18 protein-coding genes are annotated in these 20,218 nt (G+C 70.6%); 9 read left to right on the top strand and 9 right to left on the bottom strand.

The features are described from left to right. Positions 1 to 21 precede the first annotated feature (21 nt). Together LX16_RS02010 and LX16_RS02005 are read right to left on the bottom strand one after the other, a co-directional pair. The gene (locus LX16_RS02010) at positions 22 to 1,500 is read right to left on the bottom strand and encodes an HAD-IIIA family hydrolase (protein ID WP_147132233.1); all 1,479 of its coding nucleotides are present in this window, start codon (positions 1,498 to 1,500) and stop codon (positions 22 to 24) included. After that, positions 1,497 to 3,122, bottom strand: coding sequence for a carbamoyltransferase family protein (locus tag LX16_RS02005; RefSeq protein WP_147132229.1), 1,626 nt, complete (start codon positions 3,120 to 3,122; stop codon positions 1,497 to 1,499). The genes LX16_RS02010 and LX16_RS02005 overlap by 4 nt, the downstream gene beginning before the upstream one ends. A 130-nt stretch (positions 3,123 to 3,252) precedes the next feature. Here LX16_RS02005 and LX16_RS02000 point away from each other — a divergent pair, with 130 nt between their 5' ends. Beyond that, positions 3,253 to 4,152: a glycosyltransferase family 2 protein gene (locus LX16_RS02000; RefSeq protein WP_147132226.1), complete on the top strand. Its 900-nt coding sequence runs from the start codon at positions 3,253 to 3,255 to the stop codon at positions 4,150 to 4,152. Further along, positions 4,149 to 5,048 carry a glycosyltransferase family 2 protein gene (locus LX16_RS01995; protein ID WP_147132223.1) on the top strand — a complete coding sequence of 300 codons (900 nt, stop codon included), beginning with the start codon at positions 4,149 to 4,151 and terminating at the stop codon, positions 5,046 to 5,048. The genes LX16_RS02000 and LX16_RS01995 overlap by 4 nt, the downstream gene beginning before the upstream one ends. Before the next feature lie 213 nt (positions 5,049 to 5,261). Here the strand turns inward: LX16_RS01995 and LX16_RS01990 are convergent, their stop codons facing one another. From LX16_RS01990 to LX16_RS01975, 4 genes are all read right to left on the bottom strand, one after another. After that, the gene (locus LX16_RS01990) at positions 5,262 to 6,470 is read right to left on the bottom strand and encodes a glycosyltransferase (protein WP_147132219.1); all 1,209 of its coding nucleotides are present in this window, start codon (positions 6,468 to 6,470) and stop codon (positions 5,262 to 5,264) included. An 18-nt stretch (positions 6,471 to 6,488) separates the two neighbouring features. Further along, positions 6,489 to 7,469: a glycosyltransferase gene (locus LX16_RS01985; RefSeq protein WP_147132216.1), complete on the bottom strand. Its 981-nt coding sequence runs from the start codon at positions 7,467 to 7,469 to the stop codon at positions 6,489 to 6,491. A gap of 59 nt (positions 7,470 to 7,528) precedes the next feature. Then, the gene (locus tag LX16_RS01980; protein WP_147132213.1) at positions 7,529 to 8,719 is read right to left on the bottom strand and encodes a zinc-dependent alcohol dehydrogenase; all 1,191 of its coding nucleotides are present in this window, start codon (positions 8,717 to 8,719) and stop codon (positions 7,529 to 7,531) included. Positions 8,720 to 8,781: 62 nt separating this feature from the next. Then, positions 8,782 to 9,141 (bottom strand): TraR/DksA family transcriptional regulator, encoded by a 360-nt coding sequence (locus LX16_RS01975; RefSeq protein WP_147132210.1) that lies wholly within the window; start codon positions 9,139 to 9,141, stop codon positions 8,782 to 8,784. Positions 9,142 to 9,331: 190 nt separating this feature from the next. Here LX16_RS01975 and LX16_RS01970 point away from each other — a divergent pair, with 190 nt between their 5' ends. The 7 genes from LX16_RS01970 (at position 9,332) to LX16_RS01940 (ending at position 17,559) form a co-directional block, all read left to right on the top strand. Beyond that, positions 9,332 to 10,705, top strand: coding sequence for an ABC transporter substrate-binding protein (locus LX16_RS01970; protein WP_147132207.1), 1,374 nt, complete (start codon positions 9,332 to 9,334; stop codon positions 10,703 to 10,705). Then, complete coding sequence (locus tag LX16_RS01965) at positions 10,690 to 11,610, top strand: carbohydrate ABC transporter permease (protein ID WP_147132203.1); 921 nt, start codon at positions 10,690 to 10,692, stop codon at positions 11,608 to 11,610. The genes LX16_RS01970 and LX16_RS01965 overlap by 16 nt, the downstream gene beginning before the upstream one ends. Then, positions 11,607 to 12,479 (top strand): carbohydrate ABC transporter permease, encoded by an 873-nt coding sequence (locus LX16_RS01960; protein ID WP_147132199.1) that lies wholly within the window; start codon positions 11,607 to 11,609, stop codon positions 12,477 to 12,479. The genes LX16_RS01965 and LX16_RS01960 overlap by 4 nt, the downstream gene beginning before the upstream one ends. A gap of 112 nt (positions 12,480 to 12,591) precedes the next feature. Then, complete coding sequence (locus LX16_RS26425) at positions 12,592 to 14,334, top strand: hypothetical protein (protein ID WP_158645451.1); 1,743 nt, start codon at positions 12,592 to 12,594, stop codon at positions 14,332 to 14,334. A 114-nt stretch (positions 14,335 to 14,448) separates the two neighbouring features. Continuing rightward, on the top strand, positions 14,449 to 15,024 hold the full coding sequence (locus LX16_RS01950; protein ID WP_147132196.1) for a hypothetical protein: 576 nt from the start codon (positions 14,449 to 14,451) through the stop codon (positions 15,022 to 15,024). A gap of 40 nt (positions 15,025 to 15,064) precedes the next feature. Beyond that, positions 15,065 to 15,589: a YbaB/EbfC family nucleoid-associated protein gene (locus tag LX16_RS01945; RefSeq protein ID WP_147132193.1), complete on the top strand. Its 525-nt coding sequence runs from the start codon at positions 15,065 to 15,067 to the stop codon at positions 15,587 to 15,589. Positions 15,590 to 15,999: 410 nt separating this feature from the next. Next, complete coding sequence (locus LX16_RS01940) at positions 16,000 to 17,559, top strand: DHA2 family efflux MFS transporter permease subunit (RefSeq protein ID WP_147132190.1); 1,560 nt, start codon at positions 16,000 to 16,002, stop codon at positions 17,557 to 17,559. A 69-nt stretch (positions 17,560 to 17,628) separates the two neighbouring features. Here the strand turns inward: LX16_RS01940 and LX16_RS01935 are convergent, their stop codons facing one another. The 3 genes from LX16_RS01935 to LX16_RS01925 all read right to left on the bottom strand — a co-directional run bounded on the left by LX16_RS01935 (position 17,629) and on the right by LX16_RS01925 (position 20,121). Beyond that, positions 17,629 to 18,204 (bottom strand): hypothetical protein, encoded by a 576-nt coding sequence (locus LX16_RS01935; protein WP_147132187.1) that lies wholly within the window; start codon positions 18,202 to 18,204, stop codon positions 17,629 to 17,631. Between the two features lie 103 nt (positions 18,205 to 18,307). Continuing rightward, positions 18,308 to 19,624: a hypothetical protein gene (locus tag LX16_RS01930; RefSeq protein WP_147132184.1), complete on the bottom strand. Its 1,317-nt coding sequence runs from the start codon at positions 19,622 to 19,624 to the stop codon at positions 18,308 to 18,310. Further along, positions 19,621 to 20,121, bottom strand: coding sequence for a SigE family RNA polymerase sigma factor (locus LX16_RS01925; RefSeq protein ID WP_147132179.1), 501 nt, complete (start codon positions 20,119 to 20,121; stop codon positions 19,621 to 19,623). Before LX16_RS01925 ends, LX16_RS01930 begins: the two co-directional genes overlap by 4 nt. Positions 20,122 to 20,218 lie beyond the last annotated feature (97 nt).

Below are 20,218 nucleotides of genomic sequence, written 5' to 3'. Positions count from 1 at the left end.
GCACCACGAGTACCCTGCGGTTCACGCGCCACCGTCCAGGGCGATCGAGACGGCGTGCCGCAGGTCGGAGGCGACGTGGGCGAACTCGGCGGCCCACTCCACCTCCTCGGGCCGGGTGCGGCCGGTCGGCACCAGGATTCCGCGCGCGCCGGCGGCGCCCGCGGCGGCGACGTCGGCACCGGTGTCACCGATGACGACGCAGTCGGCCGGGTCCACCCCCAGGTCGGCGGCGGCCCGCCGCACCATGCCGGGCGCGGGTTTGCGGCAGTCGCAGCCGTCGCCGTCGTCGTGCGGGCACACCTGCCAGGTGTCGAACGGCCCCAGCGCGTCTCGCACCGCGGCCTCCACCGCGGCGAGCTGGTCCCGGCTGATGAGGCCCTTGGCGACACCGGACTGGTTGGACACGACGCCCACCTTGATCCCGGCGGCGCGCAGCCGGTCCAGCAGGTCGCGGGCACCCGCGACCGGCGTCACCGCGGTCGGGTCGGAGAGGTAGGGGACGTCCACGATCAGCGTGTCGTCCCGGTCGAACAGGATCGCGGCGGGCCGGCGGGGCCGGCGGTACCGCAGCTCCCCCGCCAACCGGGCGCCCACCGCCGCCGGCGGAATGAGCACACTGGACACGACCATCCGGGCGACCTCGGCGGGATCGCGTGGGCCGGACCTGATCCGGGCGGCGGCGAACCGCGCGGTCAGTCCCGCCCAGCCGATCCCCGCCGCCACCGCGAGCCGGGGTGCCCGTCGGGCCGCCACCAGCGCGGTGAGGCCGAGTCCGGTGGTGAGTACGTACCGTCCGAGCATCCCGGAGCCCTCACCGATGCGCTGCCGCCACCGGCGGCCGTGCTTGGCGCGCATGAGCGCGTTGGCGTGGTTGCCCGCCTGCGCGGTGACGCTGGCGAAGACCCGTTCGGGCTTGAGCGGGTGGAACGTCAGTCGCCGCCCCTCCTCGACGCGGTATCCCGCGCGCGACACCCGCAGCGCCAGGTCGGCGTCCTCCCGGAACGCGCGGCGGAACCGTTCGTCGAAGCCGCCCACCGCCTCCAGGACCGATACCCGGTAGGCGATGTCGGCGGTGATCCACCGCGCCGACTCCAGTGCGGCGGTGCCCCGTTCGGCGTCGGTGGGGCGGCGTCGTTCCGGCAACGGCACCCGGATGCGGCCGGTGACGGCACCCACCTCGGCGGGCTGTCCGGCGAGGTCCTCGAAGAGCCGTTGATGCCAGTCGGGTCCGATGTCGACGTCGTCGTCGAGGAACACCACCCACGGCGTGGTCGCGTGCCGCCACCCGAGGTTCCGCGCCGCCGCGGGCCCCCGGCCGTCGCCGCGCAGCAGCCGGGTCGGCACCTTGAGCTCCGGCATGGCGAGGTCGTCGCCGCGGCGCCGGTCGTCGACCACGACGATCTCGCGGGCGGCGTGGTCACCGCCGTCGGCGACCGCGTGCAGCAGAGCGGGCAGGCCGGGACGGCCCACCGTCGGAATCACCACCGTGTACTCGATCATGGGCGGCGCACCACGAACGGGCCGATGGCGAGCATGTCGATCGGCGCGGCCCCGAAGCACTCCAGGGCGTCGGCGGGACTGTCCACCATGGGCCGTCCGGCCGTGTTGAAACTCGTGTTGACCAGCACCGGCAGACCGGTGCGGGACTCGAACTCGGCGAGCGTGGCCGCCATGAGCGGCTGCGCCGCCGGGTCGACGGTCTGTACCCGCGCGGTGCCGTCGACGTGTGCGACGGCGGGGATCCGGTCGCGCCACTGCGGAAGGATGTCGTGCACGAACAGCATGTACGGCGACGGGAGCGGGCCGCGCGTGAAGATCTCGGCCGCGCGGTCGGCCAGCACCATCGGCGCGACCGGGCGGAACGACTCGCGGCCCTTGACGTCGTTGAGGCGTTCCACGTTGTCGGCCTTGCCCGGATGCGCCAACAGCGATCGGTTCCCCAGGGCGCGGGGACCGAACTCGGCCCTGCCCTGGAACCAGCCGACGACCCCGTCGGCGGCCAGTGTCGCCGCCACCGCCTCCGGCAGCGAGGCGGGCCGCTCGTAGGGCACCCGGGCGGTGCGCAGGATGCGTTCGATCTCGTCGTCGCTCCACGACCTTCCCAGGTCGGCGCCGGCCATGGGGGTGATGGTCTCCCCCAGTTCGGCGGCCAGGTGCAGCGCCGCCCCCAGCGCGGTACCGGAGTCACCGGCGGCCGGCTGCACCCACACCCGGTCGAACGGTCCCTCCGACGCGATCCGGGTGTTGGCGACGCAGTTGAGCGCCACTCCCCCGGCCAGCGTCAGGTTCGGTGACCCGGTGACGCCGTGCAGCCAGTGCGTCAACTCCAGCAGCACCTGTTCCAGCCGGGTCTGCACGCTGGCGGCGAGGTCGGCGTGGTCGTCGGTGATGCGGCCGTCCGGTCGCCGCGCGGGTGCCAGCAGCGACCAGTCGATCGGGCGGGTGCGGAAGCCGCCCTCGCCCGACAGGTGGACCGCCTCGGTCAGCTCCGGCAGGAAACGCGGCTTGCCGTAGGAGGCCAGCGCCATCACCTTGTACTCGTCGCTGGACCTACGGAACCCCAGGTGCGCCGTGAGGTCCTCGTACATCAGGCCCAGCGAGTCCGGCAGCGTCTCGAAGGCCAACTGCTCCAGTTTGCCGTCGCGGTACTGACCGGCCAGGTAGGACCCGTTCTCACCGCGGCCGTCGGCCACCATGACGGCGCACTCGTCGAAGGGCGCGGCCAGGCCCGCCGAGGCGGCGTGGGCCTCGTGGTGCCGCACGAACCGGACGATGCCCGGGTCCAGCCCCGGCAGGACGCTGCGCAGGAAGTGCGGGGCGCGTTCGGCGTAGCGGGTGCGCAGCCGTTCCCACCCGGGATCGAGCCCGGGAGAGTCGTGATCCACCAACGCCGGGTCGTAGGAGTAACCGACCGCGTCGAGGTCGGCGGCGGTGATCCCCGCCTGCCGGAGACACCACGCGGCGGCCTGCTCGGGCTGTTCCCACGCGGCGAACGGGACCGGCGACTTGCCGTGTTTTCGCCGGCTGAACCGTTCCTCCTCGGCGGCGGCGACGATCTCACCGTCCACCACCAAGGCCGCGGCGGGATCGTGGAACACCGCGTTGATACCAAGAATCCGCATCCGAACCTCCTGCGAGGGCGCCGTTACACGGCTCCGCTACCCACGGTCGGATCGGTGAAACACTACGACCGTCATAGTTTTCCGCGCCCGCTCGGGCATATCGGTGTCGCGGCGGGGTAGTCGCCGGGGCATGACCGATCACTTCGACTCCACCGCCGAACCGTCACCGCCGGTGTCCGTGGTCATCGCCACCCGGAACCGCGCGGACGAACTCGTCAACACCGTCACCCGGCTGCGGGCACTCACTCCGAGTCCACCGGTGATCGTGGTGGACAACGACTCCGAGGACCACACCGTCGTCCGGGTCCGGCGGCTCGCCGACCCGGGGGTACGGCTCATCCGGATGCCCCGCAACCAGGTCGCCGAAGCCCGCAACGCGGGCGTCGCCGCCGCCACCACGCCGTACGTGGCGTTCAGCGACGACGACTCCTGGTGGGACCCCGGCTCACTGGACCGGGCCGCCGAACTGTTCAAGGCGCACCCCCGGCTCGGCCTCATCGCGGCCACCACCCTGGTCGGTGAGCGCGGCGAACCGGACCCGGTGGTCGCCGCGATGGCCGCCAGCCCGTTGCGGCGGCAACCCGACGACCCGGGGCCGGCGGTGCTGGGATTCCTCGCCTGCTCGGCGATCGTCAGGGTCGAGGCGTTCCGCGACGCGGGCGGCTTCTCACGCCTGCTGCACTTCGGTGCGGAGGAGACACTGCTGGCCTGGGATCTGGCCGCGCGGGGGTGGCGGTTGTGCCACGTGCCCGAGATCGTGGCACGTCACCACCCGTCGCAGCGACGGATGGCGCCGATCCGGCGTCACCGGCTGGAGGCCCGCAACAACGCCCTGATCGGGTGCATGCGGCGCTCGCCGGGCACCGCCGCGGCGGGGATGCTGCGACTCACCGTCCACGGACTCCGGCGCCCGGCGATGCTGCCCGCGCTGGCGGGCGCGGTGACCCGGCTTCCGGCCGCGATGCGGCACCGCCGCAGGCTTCCGGCACACGTGGAGGACCAGATCGGCCTGCTGCGGGGGACGTCGTGATCCCACAACCGCGCGCCACGATCGTGGTCATCACCCGCGACCGCCGGGACGAGCTGCTGGCGACACTCGCGCACACCGTGGACCTGCCCGACACCTGCCCGGTGATCGTCGTCGACAACGCCTCACGCGACGGCACCGGCGACGCCGTGGCGAGCCGGTTCCCGCAGGTGACGCTCATCCGGGCGAACCGGAACCTGGGCTCGCTGGGCCGGAACCTGGCGGTGTCGCGGGTGACGACGCCGTACGTCGTGTTCTGCGACGACGACACCCACTGGCAGGCGGGCGCCATCGACCGGGCGGTGAAACTGCTCGACACCCACCCCGGCCTGGCCACCGTCACCGGGCGGTGCCTGGTGGCGCCCGGCCTGGCGGAGGACCCGATCACCCCGGAACTGCGGTACTCACCGGTCCCGGGACCGGACTGGCTGCCCGGCCCGGCGTTGATGGGCATCATGGCGGGCCTGACGGTGTTCCGGGTGTCGGCGTTCCGGGCGGTGGGCGGGTTCCACGCGCGGCTGTGGTTCGGAGGTGAGGAGGAACTGCTGGCGCTGGACCTGGCCGCCGCCGGGTGGTGGATGTGCTGGGCGGAGGACGTCATCGTCCACCACCTGCCGTCGACTCGCCGCGACAGCACCGAACGGCGGAGGCTCGGCATCCGGAACACACTGTGGACGAGTTGGCTGCGCCGTCCGGCGGGTGTCGCGGTGCGGCACAGCGCCCGGGTGGTGCGGTCGGCGCCCCGCGACGCCGACACCGCCCGCGCGACCGCGGCGGCGCTCGCCGGGCTTCCCTGGGTGTTGGCGAGCCGCCGGGTGCTGCGACCGCACGTGGAGCGGCGGGTGCGTTCCCTGGAGGCGTCGCAACGCGCCTCGGTCGCCCGGCGCTACGTCGGCTGAGGGCGCGCCGCGAAGTCCCTCGCATCCGGCACGTCGAGGTCGGGTGACCTCGACGTCGCACGGCCGGGATGGCGTCGGCGTCAGGGGCTTCCACGGCTCGGGGCGCGGCGGACCGGGTGCCGGGGCCGGTGCCGGTGCCGGACACACCGGACGGGCCGGTCACCGCGTCGGCGTGCGGTGACCGGCCCGTCCGGGTGCGCGGGTCAGTGCGGGTCAGCGTGCGGCCTGCCGGGGCCGCGCGGTGCGGGCGGCCAGGACGTCGGCGTACACGGCCAGCGTCCGCTCGGCGACGCCGTCCCAGGTGTAGCCCTCCACGGCGCGGCGGCGGGCGGCGTCACCGTACTTGTCGGCGCGGTCGGGATCGTGCAGCAGTTCCGCGACGGCCGCGGCCACCGCCTCGGGGTCGCGCGGCGGGACGTGGAGTCCGGTGACGCCGTCACTCACGGTGTCGAGGAGTCCGCCGACGGCCGACGCCACGACGGGCCGCCCGCACGCCATGGCCTCCAACGGCACGATGCCGAACGGCTCGTACCAGGGGGCGCACACCACCACGTCGGCCGAGCGCAGCAGGGCGGGCATGTCCGCGCGGTCCACCGGGCCGGGCAGTGTGACCCGGTCGGCGACGCCGAGGTCGCGGGCCACCCGCCGCAGTCGCGCGGTCTCGGCGTCGGTCTCGCCGGTGGCGGAGCCCCCCGCCACGATGAGTTCGGCGCCGGGCAGGTGCGGCATCGCCGCGATGACGTCGGCGAAGCCCTTGCGGGGCACCAGTCTCCCGACCGTCACCACCCGGTGCCGTGACCGCCGTGGCGCGGTCGGCCCGTCCGGCCCGAACAGGTCGACGTCCACACCGCACGGGATCACCCTGACCCGTTCCGGCGGGACATCCATGGCCGCCAGTTCGGTCAGCTCGTCGGAGCAGGTGGCGACGATCTCGTCCACCGCCCCGCCGATGCGGCGTTCCTCGTCGACGCGGCCGGCGGGGCTCGTGTCGGAGTCGCCCTGATGGCGGCGTTTCACGGTGCCGAGCGCGTGGAAGGTGTGGACGACCGGGATCCCGGTGCCCTCCACGGCGGCCAGCGCCGCCGTTCCGGACATCCAGAAGTGCGAGTGGACGACGTCGGGTGGCTCCGCCAGCCACATCGCCCGCAGGCGTTCGGCGAACTCCGGCATGTACGGCGGCAGCTCGTCCTTGGGCACCGGGGCGGCGGGCCCCGCGGGGACGTGTACGACGTGGACGCCACAACCGGCCACCACCCGGGTGGGAAGCCGCAGGCCGTCACGGCGGGTGTACACGACGACCTCGTGGCCACGACGGCCCATGGCGGCGGCCAGCTCCGCGACGTGCAGGTTCTGGCCGCCGGCGTCCTCACCGCCCAGGGCGGCGAGCGGGCTGGCGTGTTCCGAGACCATGGCGATGCGCATGCGTTGCCTCCTGAGCGGTTACCGGACTGCCTTGGCGATGACGTTGTCCCAGTTGGTGAGGAACTGCTGTAGGCCGAAGTGCCGCAGGGCGTGGTCCCGGGCGTGTCGGCCCGCCTCCACGGCCGCGTCGGGGTCGGCGATGAGTTTGTAGAGCCGGTCCTGGAGGACCGAGACGTCGGCCGACACGGCACCCGCCTCGGGCGGCACCGACATGGGGGCCTCGGTGGACGCCACCGCCACGACGGGCATTCCCAGCGTCATCGCCTCCAACAGGGACAGCCCGAGCGAGGTCCAGCGGGCGGTGTGCAGGTAGACGCGCCGCGCCGCCATCTGCGGGTGCAGTTCGGCGTGGCCGAGGTCGGCGACCGGGTTGACCCCGGCGGCGGCGAAGGCGGGATCGTCGGCCAGTCGCTCCACGTGGATGCCGAACACGTCCACCGGCGCGACCTGCCCGAACAGCGGCAGCAGGTCGGTGCCGGTGACCCGGTTTCGCCGCACCGGCTCGTTGATGAGCGCCACCGCCCGGGCGATCTCACCGGTGTAGCGGTACCCGGGGTCGACGATGCCGTGCGGCACCACGACGCACGGGGCGTCGCCGTTGTCCCACATCATCCGGTTGAAGTGGGTGACGTGCGCGATCGGGATGTCGCGGCGGTCGGCGACGGGGTGGCGGCTGCCGGTGGGCGTGACCGGCGTGTTGTGTTCGACGTAGACGGCCGGGACGTCGATGCCGGGACGACGGCCCAGCCAGCGCTCCGCGAGCGCGAGCTCTTCGGGGCGTTGGAGTATCACCAGGTCCACGGGCGTGTCGGCCAGTTCCGCCGGGGTGACCTCGACGGCGGTGTCCGGCCACGGCCGTCCCGCCCGGCCCAGTCCCCAGGGCGCGCCCTCCGGTAGCACCGGGATGAGGCAACGGTGTGACGACTGGACGAACGACGTGCTCCAGGAGCCGTGTACGTGCCACATCAGGATGTTCAGCGGGGCGTCGGTGCCTGTCATGCCCCGGTGACTTCCCGGCCGGGACGTTTTCAAACCGGTCGTCTCGGGCGAGTCCGGTTTCAGCCGCCGGGTTTGAGCACCACCTTGACGCAACCGTCGGTCTTGCGCTGGAACATGCGGTACGCCTCGGGGGCGTTGGTCAGCGGTTCCCGGTGTGTCGTGAGGTCACGGACACCGAGCGGGTCACCGGGGCAAGTCAGCACCGGCATGATGTCGTCGATCCAGCGCTTGACGTTCGCCTGCCCCATCCGAATGGTCACCTGCTTGTCGAACAGGGTCATCATCGGGAACGGGTCGGCCTGTCCGCCGTAGACGCCGAGGATGGAGACGGTCCCACCACGCCTGACCGCGTCGAAGCACAGCGTCAACGCGGCCATCCGGTCGACGCCCATCTTCTCCATCGTGGACTTCGCGAGCCGGTCGGGCAGGATCCCGGCGGCCTTCTGCGCGAACTCCTGCACGGGCGCGCCGTGCGCCTCCATGCCGACCGCCTCCACGACCGCGTCGGCGCCCCGGCCGTGGGTGCGGTCCCGGACGGCGGCGGCGACGTCGTCGACCTCACCGGAGTCGATGACGTCCACGCCGTGGCGACGCGCCATGGCGAGTCGTTCGGGTACCGAGTCCACGGCGACCACGGGGTCCGCACCCAGGTGACGGGCGATCCGCGCCGCCATCTGCCCCACCGGCCCCAGGCCGACGACCAGGCAGTTGGTTCCGGGTTCCACACCTGCGTAACGGACGCCCTGCCAGGCGGTGGGCAGGACGTCGGACAGGAACAGGTAGTCCTCGTCGGGTCCCTCCTGCGGGATCTTGATCGGGCCGAACCCGGCGTGCGGGACGCGCAGGTACTCGGCCTGTCCGCCGGGGACCGCCCCGTACAGGGAGGTGTAGCCGAACAGTGCGCCGCCGGTGCCCTGGTCCCGGACCTGGGTGGTCTCGCACTGCGACATCAGGCCCCGGTCGCACATCCAGCAGTGGCCGCAGGAGATGTTGAACGGGATCACGACCCGGTCGCCGGGCCGCAGGTTCACGACCTCCGGCCCGACCTCGGTGACGATCCCCATCGCCTCGTGCCCGAGGACGTCACCGGGTGTGAGGTACATGCCGAGCACGCTGTACAGGTGCAGGTCCGAGCCGCAGACGGCGGTCGAGGTGACCCGGATGACGGCGTCGGTGGGTTCCTGCAGTCGCGGATCGGCGACCTCGGTGACCCGGATGTCCTCACGTCCCTGCCACGTCACCGCTTTCATCGACTCCGGCCCCTCTCCGCCCGTCCCGTCGGTCCCGGGTCCTCTACCCGGGGCGCCCCGGGTCAAACCGGGTCCCGGTCCGGCCTCTCGCAGTCGGGGCAGGCGGTCACGGTGGGTTCCACCCGCAGGCGGCGGGCCTCCATGGGTTCTCCGCAGTGGACGCAACGGCCGTACTCGTCGTCGGCCATCCGGCGCAGCGCGGCGAGCGTGCCGTCCAGTGCCCGCCGGACGCGGAGTGCGTTGCGGGCGGCGCGCAGGTCCTCGTCGGTGTCGGCGCGTTCCGGGTGCGGTGTGGACGACCGGAGCCGCCGGCTCATCGCCACACCGGCGAGGTGGTCGCGCAGTCGGGCGGCGTCCCGCCGCAGCCTGGCGCGGAGTTGTTCGTGTTCTCGGGCGTCGAGGGGTCCTGTCTGGTTCGACATGCGGGTCTCCTTACAGGTCACCGCTCCCGGCATCCGCCGTCGACCGGCGGGCGGCGGCGGAACGGGATGCGACGGGTTGTGTCGTGCCGCACTACCGGGTATACAGCTTTCACAGCCCGAATGGCAACCGACCGCTGTCACTCGGCCGCTCTGCGTCGCCCTCGGGCACTTCGATGGAGAGGACACCTCGATGACACGCACCCTTCTCCCGTCCGCCGTGTTGGCGGTGTCGCTGGCCGCCGGATGCGCGCAGGGCATCGCCGACCGCGACGGCGCCGACGTCCACTTCGACGCCGACTCCCCGGTCGCCGGCGCGTTGAACGTGATGGGTTTCGCCGCGCAGGACGAGATCGGCCAGACCAGGCTCGACGCCGCCGGCGAGGCCATGCCCGACGTCGACGTATCCCTCGTGGAGGGCGAACTCGACGTGCAGCAGTTCATGTCGGCGGTGTCGACGGGCGAACCACCGGACCTGATCTACGCCAACCGCGACCAGATCGGCACGTTCGCCAGCCGTGGCGCGATCATGCCGCTGGACGACTGCCTCGACGGCGAGGGGATCGACATCGGACTGTTCCGGGAACCGGCCGTGGCCCAGGTGTCGTTCGGCGATTCGGTGTACGGGGTGCCGGAGTTCAACCAGGTGCAGATCACCATGGCCAACGCCGACCTGTTGGCGGAGGCCGGCCTGGACGTCGCGGACGTCAACGGCTCGGACTGGGAGGCGGTGACCGCCGCCAACCGGGAACTGCACCACACCGAGGACGACGGGTTGTCGGTCATCGGCTTCGACTCGAAACTTCCCGAGTTCCTTCCACTGTGGGCGAAGGCGAACGGAGCGGACCTGCTGTCGGCCGACGGCCGTACCGCCCACCTGGACGACCCGGCGGTGATCGAGGCGCTGGAGTTCGCCGTGGCGATCTACGAGGAACAGGGCGGATTCGGGGCGGTCAAGGCGCTGCGGGACTCGGCCGACTTCTTCGGTTCCGGCAACCAGTTCGCCTCCGGCTCGCTGGGCGCGATGCCGTTCGAGCAGTGGTACGTCAACATCCTCAACGACGTGTCACCCGACGCGCCGCTGGCCTTCGACACCTTCCGCGACCGCCGGGGAGAGCCGCTGGCGTTCGCCTCCGGCTCGGCGTGGGCGATTCCGGAGGGCAGCGCGAACCCGCAGGCGGCGTGCCGGTTCCTCAAGACCATGACCGCGACCGACACCTGGCTGGCGGCCGCCCAGGCCCGCGCGGACGCCCGCGCCGAGGAGGGGAAACCGTTCACGGGCCTGCTCACGTGCAACGTCGAGGCGGACGCGCAGATCCGTGACCGGTTCGTCGACGAGACGACGGACTCGGTGTGGGCCGAGGCGGTGACGGCCACCTACACCGCGAACGCGCACACGTTCAGCCTCCCCGCCAATCCCGCCGACGCCGAGTTCGAGGCCGCCTGGCAGGACGCCGTGAACCGGGTCCTCAACGGCGAGGCGGCCCCCGCCGAGGCGTTGCGGGAGGCGCAGACCGTCGCCCAGGAGGCGCTGGACACGGCGTGGGCGCAATGGGCGCAGCGGTGAGGGCGGCGCGCCGCCGATCGGTGCGCCCGCGTCTGGCCCCGTGGCTGTTCATCGCACCCTGGCTGCTCGGCTTCGCGGTGTTCACCGCCTGGCCCGTCCTGTACAGCGGCTACCTGTCCCTGACCGACTACGACGTCGTCAACGATCCGAACTTCGTCGGCTTCGACAACTACGTGCGGATGTTCGAGGACCCGAAGGTCGGCCTGGCGCTGTGGAACACCTTCGTGTACACGGTCGTCCAGGTGCCGCTGTACGTACTGGTGTCGCTGGCCCTGGCGCTGCTGCTCAACCGCGCGGGCCGGGGGGCGGGATGGTTCCGCACCGCCTTCCTGCTGCCGAAGATGACACCGCCGGTGGCCGTCGGTGTGCTGGTCCTGTTGTTGCTCAACGGGCAGCAGGGCGCGTTGAACGAGTTCCTCGGCTGGTTCGGCATCGACGGTCCCAACTGGACGACGGACTCCGCGTGGGTGAAACCCGGGCTGATCCTCATGAGCCTGTGGACGGTCGGGTCGTCGGTCCTCATCCTGCTGGCGGCGCTGCGCGCCGTCCCCGAGGAGCTGTACGACGCGGCGGTCATCGACGGCGCGAGCGGCTGGTACCGCACGACCCGGATCACCGTCCCTATGATCAGCCCCGCGCTGTTCTTCGTGGTGGTCGTCAACACCATCGGCGCCTTCCAGACCTTCACCGAGGCGTACACGGCGTACTTCGGGGCGGGGAACTCCACGTACGGCAACGACGCCGCGCTGTTCTACGTCATCTACCTGTTCCAGCAGGGTTTCGAGTTCTTCCACATGGGTTACGCCTCGGCGATGGCGTGGCTGCTGTTCCTGGTCGTCGCGGTGATCACCGCCGTACAGCTCGTGGTGAGCCGGCGACTCGTCCACTACGAGGGGGACCGATGACCGCATCCGCGTCAGCCGGAGAACGGCGACCGGCGAGGCCCCGGCGGCGGGTCGCCCGATGGCTGGTCGGCATCGCGTTGACCGCGATCTCGCTGGCGTTCGTCTATCCGTTCGTCTGGCTGATCAGCGCGTCCTTCAAACCCCGGGGCGAGGTCTTCGACAACCGCATCCTGCCGGAGACCTTCACCTTCGACAACTACCTGTCGGTCTGGCAGGAGGCGCCGTTGGCGTTGTGGCTGGCCAACACCGCCTTCGTCACGGTCCTGGCGACGGTGTGCGTGACCCTGACCAGCACCCTGGTCGCGTGGGGCTTCGCCTACTACGAGTTCCCGGGACGCGACCTGCTGTTCTGGCTGCTGCTGGGCTCGATGATGCTTCCCGGCGCGGTCACCATGATCCCGGTGTTCCTGATCTGGAACCAGCTCGACCAGGTGGGCACGCTGACCCCGCTGTGGGCGCAGAACCTGTTCGGCAGCGCCTTCTACGTGTTCCTGCTGCGGCAGTTCTTCCGGGGCCTGCCGCGCTCGGTGTTCGAGGCGGCGACGGTCGACGGTGCGAGCGCGTGGACCCTGTTCCGGCGGATCGCGCTGCCGCTGTCGAAGCCGGCGCTGGTCGTGACGGCCGTCTTCGAGTTCCAGGCCGTCTGGACCGACCTGATGCGGCCGCTCATCTACCTGCGGGACAGCGACACCTTCACGGTGCCGAGGGGTTTGAAGGCGATGCTCGACCAGTTCGGTTTCGGCGGTCAGTGGCACTGGGAGCTCGTCGTCACGGCCGGTGTGGTCACCACCGTGCCCGTCGTTGTGCTCTTCTTCATAGCACAGCGACACATCGTCCGGGGGATCACCGCGGGCGGCGGCGTTCGCTGAGGTCAACCGGGTTGTCGGACCGGTCGGAAACGATATGGAGCCGAGTGGTACCGGTGGGCTAGGTTACCAATCGGCATCACGATCCCTACCACGTATGCAGGAGCGACCACCGATGGCGATCCCTGACGAGGACGTCCCCACACAGGACGAGGCCAACGCCTCGAACATGAGCTATCTGGACACCATCATCGACCTGGTGACCGACCGTTTCATCCAGTTCGACATGGGTGGCGACATCTATGACGGCGGCACCGACCACCACGTGTACGAAGACGACATGTACCCGTGGGAGTGGGTCGTCGAACGGGGCGGCTTCTCCGGTTCACCGGCCGAGGCCAAGGAGTACTTCATGCGCGGCGGACAGGCGTCCGGCGCGAACAGCCAGGAGGGCATGGCGGGGGGTACGGCGTACGAGACCGGCGACGGTCAACTCGTCATCCAGTTCTCCGGCGCCGCGTACGACACGCCCTACGTCTTCATCAAGCGCAAGAGTCCCAAGTGGAACGAGATCCGCAGCTGGTTCGAGGGCATCAAGAAGCCCTACGAGTCGGCCTGGTCGTTCCAGCAGCACGGCTTCATCTCGCCCCGGATGCGGATGGAGTTCGCCGTGGACGACCTGGTCCCGGTCGGCCAGATCACCGACGGCGACGTCGACGAACTGTCGAGCATCGACGTGTCCACCTCGGACTCCGAGCAGTTCTCCGAGGACCTGAACAACCGGCTCAACACCAACGACAACTGGGAGGACGCCCGCACGGCCGACCGGTTCCTGGAGGGTTGGCAGGGCCGGGGCGCACAGATCTTCAAGTGGGCGTACCTGGAGCGGCGGCCGTCGATCCTGCTCGGGCAGGCGATGACCGCCAAGGTGCTGCACCAGTCGGTGGAGATCCTGGAATCGGCCTACACCAACGTCCGTTCCGAGTCCTCGATGCGGATGTACGACGCCGAGGACATCTTCGAGATGTACCCGTTCCACGACGGCGGTGGGGGCGGCGGCGAGACCAACTGGCCGCTGTTGCTCAACCGCGTCGCGGGCGTGGCGACCATGGTCGCGGGTGCCTCCACCTTCACCCCGGCGACCGCGCCGATCGCCGCCATCGCCACCATCGTCGCCGGTGGCACCGCCCTGGCGGCCAACATCGTCCAGAGCCCCGCCCACGAGGAGAAGAAGAACAACCCGATCAAGATCGAGGGCGACAAGGTCTCCGACATCTACTGGAACTGGTACAACCAGATCCAGGCGTTCGTCGACACCGTGCTCAACACCGAACAGGTGCTCGCCGAGGTCCTGACCGCCTACCGGTCCCGCGTCGACGAGAGCAAGTCCAACACCGGCGCCTCCCTGGAGACGTCGTTCGGCGACACGGTCCAGTTGACCGAGTACCAGTCGTTCTTCGCCCCGAAGGGTCTCGGCGACGGCAGCTTCTCCCCCGGCAGCCGGGACGGCATGGGGGTCTCCACCCCCAACGGCGACAACGGCGCCGCGTTCGCCGCCGACCTCAACGAACTGTTCAAGGCGTCGACGGTCCACCTGCCCGAGGTCGCGAGCATCTACGGCCGGCAGGCGACCCGGGACGCCGACGGCGACATGACGGCGGCCACGCAGCGAACGGTCTACGAGACGCCGCCCTACAGCGGCGGCACCAGCTACGCCAGCCAGAGCAACGGCGCCGCCCTCCAACCGTGGCTGGACGTCCACGCCGCCTACGAGGAGATGATGACCACCTCGCAGCAGAACTACACCGCGGCGGCCGAGGCCCTCAAGGCCACGGCGATCGACTACGCGCAGACCGACGGCGAGGCCCGCGCCAAGCTCGACCCGATCTACCAGGAGCTCGTCGAACTGGAAGGCTGATCGGCGGGTGCGTGACCCGGTCCCGACCGGGTCACGCACCGCCACATCGGACGGTGGTACCGTACGCGGTCCCCCGTCACCCTCCATCGGAAACCCATCGGAAAGGCGGACCGCGTGAACCGCAGGACGCACCTCTTCACCGCGAGGCATCTGGCGACCGGTGCCGTCGTCGGTCTGCTGCTGCTGCTGTCGGCGTGTTCCGGCGACACACCCGGCGACGACCCCACCGGCTCGGCGTCGCCCTCCGACACGGCGGGGCTGCCCGCCGAGTGCGCGGAATGGGCCGAGGCACCCGGAGTCGACGAACCGATCACCACCAACGCCTACGTCGGCAGTGCCGTGTGGGAGGAGGTCGACGGCTACATCGTCTTCGACGCGCAGTGGCGCAACGAGACCGACCTGGTCGCGGTGAACGTGACCGCCGACTTCCGGTTCTTCTTCGACGGCGAGGAGATCACCGACGAACTGCCCGCGCAGGAGACGCTGGCGCAGTTCCGGCCCTACACGATCGACGTCATGCTCCCCGCGGCGGTCGCCGACGAGGAGGGCATCGAGTACCGCTCCGAGGAGACGACGATCGACATGCCGCCCACCCCCGAGTGGGCGGAGAGCAACGGAGGCAAGACCACCCTGGAGGCCGTCCCGGTGGTGGAGCGCTGGTGCGTCCTCGACGACGGCGACACCGTCTGAGCGGGCCACCGCGACCGAAACGGAGTGAGCAGGAGAGGTAATGGGACAACTGGGCAGACACCTCAACGAGATGACGATCCGCGCCGTCTCGCCCGACCGGCGGATCCGCGTCCTCATCAGGGGGCGCGGCCAACCTACGGTCTCGTTCGCGGACCCGGAGGCGTTCGCCGACTACCGCGACGCCGAGACACTGGCCTCGGAGGTCTCGGCGGCGCTGGATCGCGCCTCCCAGGGCTTGGAGGAGGGACGCCGAAAGGTCGTCGACCGGTTCGCGCGGCAGCCGTGGTCGATGGGTGAGCACTGGAACGGCGACATGCGGCGGATGTACCAGGAGATCAACGACAACCCGGTGGAGGGATTCTCCGGCGCGAACGTCCGGGTCGCGACCCGGGGCCTCAAACGGTGGCGGGTGCGGATCCGTCCCGGCGCGTTGCAGACCCTCACGGCGCAGAAGTTCCTCTCCGAGGTGAACATCGCCATCCGGCTCGCCAACCAGCAGTACTTCAGCACGATGCGGCGGGTCAAGAGCAAGACACTGGGCGGGACCACCCCCGTCCTGCGCTGACACCACCGGAACGGCCCGCGACCGATGGTCGCGGGCCGTTCCGCGTCCGGCGGTGAGCAAGCTCACCGGCGCCTCCGGCATGACCACGCCACCGCGCGCACGGCGTTCACCACGGACGGCGTGCCGCCCGCGCCCACGCGGCGCCCACTGTGGCCGAGATCATGTCCGGCACTCTACCGTCCGATTCGGCCAGAACCGTTGCGGCACAGCCGTTTCCACGCGCGTGAGCTGCGAGGATAAACCGTGTATCAGACTCCCGGAGACGGGTTACCATCGCACGGCACCTGTCGAGAGCGGGCGCGTGACGGGGATCGCGCGTCGGCCAAGTGACGGCCCAGGGGGGTCGGCCCACTCGGCATCAACAACCCCGCAGGCCCCTACCCCTGCGGATCACCGCCACAGGAGTCTCAATGACGGACAGCCCCCGCAGCGCGGCTGCCGATACGAAACTAGACGGAGCAGTGCTGAAGGTCGCCGGTGTCGTCGTCCTCGGCGCGATCATGTCGATTCTCGACATCACCGTCGTCAACGTCGCACTGCCCACGTTCCAGAGCGAACTGGGTTCACCGGACGACCCGATCTCCTACGCGCACGTCGCCTGGACCGTGACCGCGTACACGTTGTCGCTCGCCACCGTCATCCCGTTGACCGGCTGGGCCGCCGACCGGTTCGGCACCAAACGCCTGTACCTGATCGCGCTGGTCCTGTTCACCGGCGGCTCGGTGCTGTGCGCCGCCGCCGACAGCATCAACATGCTCATCGCCTACCGGGTGGTGCAGGGCCTCGGAGGCGGCATGCTGATGCCGCTGGGCATGACCATCATGACCAAGGCCGCCGGACCGCAGCGGATGGGCCGGCTCATGGCCATCATGGGCGTGCCGATGCTGCTCGGGCCGATCCTCGGCCCCATCCTGGGCGGCTGGCTCATCGACGTCGTCACCTGGCACTGGATCTTCCTGATCAACCTGCCGATCGGAATCATCGCGCTGGTGTACGCGTTCTTCGCGCTCCCCAAGGACTCCCCGCGCCGTTCCGAGTCGTTCGACTTCATCGGGATGCTGCTGATGTCCCCCGGTCTGGCGTTGTTCCTGTTCGGCGTCTCGACCATCCCCGAAGAGGGCACCATGACCGCGACCCGCGTGTGGGTGCCGATGGTGACCGGCCTGGTACTGATCGTGGCGTTCGTCCTGTACTCGTTCCGTCCCAAGCACCCGCTGCTGGACCTGCGCCTGTTCGCCAACCGGGACCTCGCCGTGTCGGTCATCACGATGACGCTGTTCGGAGCGGCGTTCTTCGGCGGCCTGCTGCTGGTACCGACCTACTTCCAGCAGATCCGCGGCGAGGACACGCTGACCGCCGGACTGCTCGTCGCGCCGCAGGGCCTGGGCGCGATGCTGACCATGCCGATCGCCGGAGCCCTCAGCGACCGGTTCCCGGTGGGCCGGATCGTGCCGGTCGGTCTCGCGCTGATCGCGGCGGGCATGTTCCCGCTCACCCAGATCGACGTGGACTCCTCGTACGGTTTCCTGCTGTCCTGCCTGTTCGTGCTGGGCCTGGGCATGGGCGCCACCATGATGCCGCTGATGACGGCCGCGCTGCGCACCCTCACCGACCAGAAGGTGGCGCGCGGCTCGACCCTGTTGAACATCACCCAGCAGATCGCCAGTTCCATCGGTGTGGCGATCATGTCGGTGCTGCTCACCAACGGCCTGACCGAATCGCCGTTGGCGGAGGGTGCGATCGCCTCGCGGATGGACCCCCGGATCGCCGAACAGCTCGGCCCCGAGGGGGTCGCCGCCGGACTCGCCGACGCCGCCGGCGCGTTCGCGTCCACCTACTGGGTGGCGTGGGGGCTGATCCTGGCGACGCTGATCCCGGCGTTGTTCCTGCGTAAGAAGAAGCTGGAGCAGCCCGGACCGGATGCGGGCGACTCCGACGACAAGGTCAAGGCCCCGGTCCTGATCCACTAGAACGGTGACTCATCCCGGCCGGACGTCCTCGCGGCGTCCGGCCGGTTCCGTTCGGGGCCGGGGCTGGAGTCAGTCGTAGCCCAACAGGTCGAGCCCGTACTCCCGGGCGATGGCGGCCAGCGCCTCGGGCTCGGCCAGGATGAAGTACCGGTCGTGGATCTCGCGATTCGTGACCAGCGACCACCGTCGCGCGTCGGGCGGATCGAACTCGCCGAAGCGCTCCGTGATGGTCGACAGGTCGCAGTACTCGAGATCCTCGTGGTCGACCTCCCACTCGCACGGCTCACCGTTGCGGCGGAAGCGCAGTAGGCCGTCCCGGCCGTCGCGGTAGTCGAGTTCCACGTCGGTGACGGCGACCGCGCCCCCGGTGCACGCGGTGACGTCCCGTGCCAGGCCCTCGTACGCGGAACCGACCTCCAGATCACTACAGTGGACGGATACCGCCACGCCGATCGCCGTCAGCAACTCCACCACGGCCGTCGCCGTGTCATGCCCGAAGTACCCCAGGTCGTCGTCCGGCGTGCCGTATCTCAACCGGGAGACGGCCTCCGGCGCGTCCACCACCTCCAGCGCGGCCAACCGGTCGATCACCTGGCCCACCGTCACTCCCAGACCCATCGTCTCCACCTTCGTCCTGCGGGACACGGCACTGTAGTGGGGTGGCGCGACCGTGCCCGCCGGGTGGCCGGTGCGACGACCGTTAACCCGGCGGGCGGCGTCGGCGGTCGTCCGGCGACCGCCGCAGTGTTCACTTCAACTGGTCGACGATGGCGTCGAGCTGCGCGAAGTCGATCGGCGGGGTACCCGACGCGTCGGCGTACCTGACGATCACCCCGTAGTTGTAGGCGGTGTCGACGCGGAACCGCCACGCGGACAGTTCGGTGGCGTCACCCGGGACCGTCTTGTGGATACCGGCGGTCATGTCGTCGATCGCCGTGAAGACGCATTCCGTGCCGGGCACCGCGTCACAGAAGGCGTAGTGCCGGGCGGGCTCCTCGGTGGCTCCGCCGTCGCCGGGGGCGTCGATGGGCGCCGACCACAGGTCGATCTCGACGACCTCGCCACCGTCCACGGTGAGCGTCGTGGAGGCGACGCGGATGCCGTCCTCACCGGTGTCCTCGAAGGTGATGTCGGTGTCCGACAACTCGGCGCCCGGGATCTCGGCCACGGTCGCGGACAGGAAGAGTTCGATCAGCCGGGTCTCGTCGTCGGGGTTCTCGGAGCCGGGAATCCCGGGCAGCTCGGGGGCCTCCTCCCCCACCGGGATGGCGGCCAGCATGGCCGTCAACTGCGTGTGGTCGAGACCGATCTCGAAGCCCTCACCGAACTGCGGTGACACCTCGATGTGGAGTATCGTGCCATCCTCCAGCGCCGTCAGCGTCGCACGGAAGTCGATGGGCTGCGGTTCGCCCTCGTCCTCGTCGACCTGGATCCGCCTCACCTCGTCCACGAGGAGACGGGGCCGGTCCTCGGGGGCGTCCTGCGCCCATTCGCACTCACCGTCGATCTCGCCGCAACCGGCGATTCCGGCCATCCGGTCGGCGACGTCCCCCTCGGCCGGGTCGTAGACGGCCACGAAGGCGGCCAGCATGTCGGTCTGGTGTCCGCCTTCGAAACCCGCCACCGTGTCGAGCACGTACCCGCACGCCGCCGGGTCGTAGACGAAGCCCTCGGCCGGCATGTCGTGGCGGGGGTCGCCGAGGAAGTACTCCGGCAGGAGGAACGAGTACTCGGCTGCCTCGGCGACCAGGGCGTCCTGGTACATCTTCGCGACCGGATCCGGCTCGCCCGGGGCCACACCCGACACCGGTGCGCACTCCCCGGTCGTGGCGTTCTCCGAGGCGGCCTCCCCCGCCGGGGCGGGTGGTGGCGCCGTCGGCATCGCCACGGCGACACCGACCACGCCTATGCCGACCACGGCGGCGGTGACACCGGCGGTGAGCGTACGCCGCCACCGGACCTTCCGGCGGCCGTGGACGACGATGTCGTCGGTGGTGGAACGGGCGACCGGCGTCACCTGGTCGAGTGCGTCGTGGAAGACGCTCTTCACTTCCTCTGGCTTCATCTGACGGCTCCTGTAAGGCTTTCACTCGTGTAGCGACGGCGCAGCGCCTCGAGCCCCCGCGCGGTCTGGCTCTTGACGTTTCCGGTGGAACAGCGGAGGATCCGGGCGGTCTCCACGACCGACAGGTCCTCCCAGAACCGCAGGACCAGCACGGCCCGCTGCCTCGGCGGCAGGGCGGACAGCGCCGACAGGGCGGTGAGCCGGTCGTCGTGCCCGGTCTCCACCGGGCTCTCCGGAGGTGCGAGCGTGACGCGTTCCCGCCGGAACCAGCCCCGGCGGCTGTCGTCTATCAAGGTGTTCGTGATGATCCTGCGCACGTATGCGCCCGCGGTCTCACGGCGCGTCCGGTTCCACGCCGCGTAGAGCTTGACGAGCGACGTCTGTACGGCGTCCTCGGCACGGTGCCAGTCACCGCACAGCAGATACGCCATGCGGTGCAGCGACTCACGGCGAGCGGCGACGTAATCGCGAAACTCGGCTTCGAGCTCGGGGGTCATGGGCGACTCCTGTCTTCGTCACGCTCTCTACGGCCGCCGGCGCGGAATCGGTTGCATCGCCGCCTCGATCCGGTTCGCGGCGGACACTCGTGACGAG

Source organism: Stackebrandtia albiflava (genome assembly GCF_007994225.1).
GTDB lineage: Bacteria > Actinomycetota > Actinomycetes > Mycobacteriales > Micromonosporaceae > Stackebrandtia > Stackebrandtia albiflava.
The sequence above is the reverse complement of the archived record's forward strand: the minus strand, read 5'-3'. Positions and strand labels throughout refer to the sequence as shown.